Consider the following 3,404-nt stretch of genomic DNA (forward strand, 5'->3'; position numbering starts at 1 on the left):
GCCGCGTCGGGGACGAAGGTGCTGTCGCGGACGCCGCGTGCGTCGACGGGGCGTCCGGAGCTGACCGAGGCCGCGATCGTGGTGTCGGGCGGGCGGGGTGTCAACGGTGCGGAGAACTTCGCGGTGATCGAGGCGCTCGCGGACTCGCTGGGTGCGGCGGTCGGCGCGTCGCGGGCGGCGGTGGACGCGGGCTGGTACCCGCACACCAACCAGGTCGGCCAGACCGGCAAGTCCGTCTCCCCGCAGCTCTACATCGCGTCGGGCATCTCGGGTGCGATCCAGCACCGGGCCGGGATGCAGACCTCGAAGACGATCGTCGCGGTCAACAAGGACGCCGAGGCCCCGATCTTCGAGCTCGTCGACTACGGGATCGTCGGTGACCTCTTCGACGTGGTGCCCCAGCTCACCGAGGAGATCAACGCCCGCAAGGGCTGAACACCCCCCTGCCCGCGACGGGTTCGCGGGCGGGCGGACGGCCGTGGGCCGGGACCACGCGGACGGTCACCTGGACCCCCGCACGGACCCGGCCCACGGCCGTTCCTCGTTGACGCGCCTCCGACCGCCCTATAGCTTCGCCCATGCGGATCATCGATTCCGGTCAACGGAAACGTCGAGAGCGTGGAGGTGCGGTCATGGGCCGACGTGCCGAAGTGGCGACGAGCCTCGACGACGCGCTGGGCGAGGAGATCGGCGCGTCCCTCGCCGCGGTGGACGCGGAACTCGCGCGCCGTTATCCGGGCGACCCCGGCACCCGTCAGCCCGTGCACACGGTGTACGTACCGGCCGACGTCTTCGACGCCGCGACGTCGCGTTCCTGGGGCGACCGGGCCCTGGCAGCGCTCGACGAACACGCCCCGGACGCGGAGTCCTTCGCCGCCGTGCTCGGCCTCCCCGGGGAGCTCGCCGTACCTGTTTACGACCGCGTACGCGCCAAGCTGGAGCGCGAGCCCGTGGAGGACCTGCGGGTGGACTTCGAGGACGGCTACGGCAGACGCCCCGACGCCGAGGAGGACCAGGACGCCGCCCGCGCGGCGCTGCTGGTCCAGCAGGCGTACGCGGACGGCTCCGCGCCCCCGTACGCGGGCATCCGGACGAAGTGCATGGAGGCGCCCGTGCGCGCCCGGTCCATCCGCACCACCGACGTGTTCCTCACCGGGCTCGTCCGCTCCGGCGGGCTGCCCGACGGGCTGGTGCTCACCCTGCCGAAGGTCACGTACCCCCAGCAGGTCACCGCCTTCGTCCGGCTGCTCGACGCGTTCGAGCGGACGCACGGACTGGACGAGGGGCGGCTGCGCTTCGAGATCCAGATCGAGACCAGCCAGTCGATCCTCGCGGCGGACGGTACGGCGGCCGTCGCGCGGATGATCGACGCCGCGCGGGGCCGGGCCACCGGACTGCACTACGGCACCTTCGACTACAGCGCGAGCGTGGGCGTCAGCCCCGCACACCAGGCGAGCGACCATCCCGCCGCGGACCACGCCAAGGCGGTCATGCAGGTCGCAGCCGCAGGCACCGGCGTACGGGTCTCCGACGGCTCCACCAACGTGCTGCCGGTCGGATCCACCGACCGCGTCCACCGCGCCTGGCGCCTCCACTACGGCCTCACCCGCCGCGCTCTGGCCCGCGCCTACTACCAGGGGTGGGACATGCACCCGGGGCATCTGCCGACCCGTTACGCGGCCGTGTACGCCTTCTACCGAGAGGGCCTGGACCAGGCGGCGGCCCGCCTCGCCGGGTACGTCGCCAAGTCCGCCGGGGACGTCATGGACGAGCCCGCCACCGCCAAGGCGCTCAGCGGCCACCTGCTGCGCGGGATCGACTGCGGGGCGCTGGACACCGCCGAGGTCACCCGGCTGACGGGCCTCGGCCGGCACGAACTGGACGCGTACGCGCGAACCGGCCACGGCGCCGCGGCCGGCTGAGCGGGGACTACGCGTCCCCGGCACGTCCGGGCCGTCGGCCGTTGGCCGTTGGAGAGACAGGCTCAGGCCGGGGGCAGCTCGCCGGAGCCGCGGGCCACCAGGGTCGTCGGCAGCTCCACCCGGGCGGTGGCGTGGCCCGCGCCCTCCAAGCGGCGGAAGAGGTGCTCGGCCGCGGTCCGTCCCACGGCCGCCGCGTCCTGCGCGATGACCGTGATGCCGAGCAGGTCGCCCAGCTCGATGTCGTCGAACCCGACCAGCGCGACCGGCCGTTCGCGGTCGGCGAGCACCCGCACCGCCGTCACGGTCACCCGGTTGTTGCCCGCGAAGATCGCGGTCACCGGCTCGGGCCCCGACAACATCTCCTCCGCGGCGGCGCGTACCCGCTCCGGTGCGGTGGTCCCGAGGGAGACCCACCGCTCGTCGACGGTGATCCCCGCGTCGGTCATCGCCGCGTGGTAGCCGCGCAGTCGTTCCGTCGTCGTATGGATGCGGGGCTGGTCGCCGATGAAGCCGATCCTGCGGTGGCCGTGGGCGATCAGATGGGCCACGCCCTGCCGGGCGCCGCCGAAGCTGTCGGAGAGGATCGTGTCGGCGTCCACCAGCCCGGCCGGCCGGTCCACGAAGACGGTGGCGACACCGGCTCTGATCTCCGGCTCCAGATAGCGGTGGTCGTCGCCCGCCGGGATCACGATCAGCCCGTCCACCCGCCGCGCGCACAGCGCGAGCACCAACTCCTGCTCGCGTACCGGGTCCTCGGCACTGGAGCCGTTGATGAGCAGGGCCCCGTGGGAGCGGGCGACCTCTTCCACGGCGCGGCTCAGCGGACCGTAGAACGGGTCCGCCAGATCCTCCAGGACCAGACCGATGGATGCCGTACGGCCCTTACGCAGAACGCGGGCGCTGTCGTTGCGGCGGAATCCGAGGGCGTCGATCGCCTCCTGCACCCTGCGTTCCGTGTCGGGCGTGACGCCGGCCTCGCCGTTCACCACCCGCGAGACCGTCTTGAGCCCTACTCCGGCCCGCGCGGCCACGTCTTTCATGGTCGGCCGGTTGCCGTAGCGGGGCTCGGAATGACGGGCGGTCTCGGCCACAGTGCGCTGTCCTGTCGTAGGGTGCGTCGACACCGGTGTCAACGCCGCGGGGTTTCGGGGCTGTGGCGTCGAGCATAGGCCCTGGACAACGTTGTCATGGCAATACAGACTAAGCAGACCGCAGGGACGGAACCAGCAGGTCCGCCCTTCTACTCATCCGGAGAGCCAAGGCCCATGCATACCGACCTCGTCGCCGCCCTCGATATCGGCGGCACCAAGATCGCCGGCGCGCTGGTGGGCGACGACGGAACGCTGCTCGTACGGGCGCAGCGGCCTACGCCCGCCAAGGAGTCCGGCGAGTCGGTGATGGGGGCGGTGGACGGTGTCCTCTCCGAGCTGATGGCCTCCTCGCACTGGGAGCGCGCCTCGGCGCTGGGCATCGGCAGCGCGG

The 3,404-nt window shown here is 72.5% G+C and carries 4 protein-coding genes; 3 read left to right on the forward strand and 1 reads right to left on the reverse strand.

Annotation, left to right across the window (positions count from 1 at the left end):
* The coding region (locus ACWD3D_RS34995; RefSeq protein ID WP_451464717.1) for an electron transfer flavoprotein subunit alpha/FixB family protein at positions 1-435 on the forward strand (435 nt) is incomplete at its 5' end.
* A gap of 197 nt (positions 436-632) precedes the next feature.
* Complete coding sequence (locus ACWD3D_RS35000) at positions 633-1,922, forward strand: DUF6986 family protein (RefSeq protein ID WP_451464718.1); 1,290 nt, start codon at positions 633-635, stop codon at positions 1,920-1,922.
* Positions 1,923-1,984: 62 nt separating this feature from the next.
* On the opposite strand, the gene ACWD3D_RS35005 is transcribed toward ACWD3D_RS35000, so the two are convergent.
* Entirely contained in the window at positions 1,985-3,013 is a 1,029-nt protein-coding gene (locus ACWD3D_RS35005; RefSeq protein WP_451464719.1) for a LacI family DNA-binding transcriptional regulator, read from the reverse strand.
* A 174-nt stretch (positions 3,014-3,187) separates the two neighbouring features.
* On the opposite strand from ACWD3D_RS35005, the gene ACWD3D_RS35010 reads away from it, so the two are divergent.
* On the forward strand, positions 3,188-3,404 hold a 217-nt coding region (locus tag ACWD3D_RS35010), incomplete at its 3' end, for an ROK family protein (RefSeq protein ID WP_451464720.1).

Source organism: Streptomyces sp. NPDC002690, assembly GCF_053592415.1.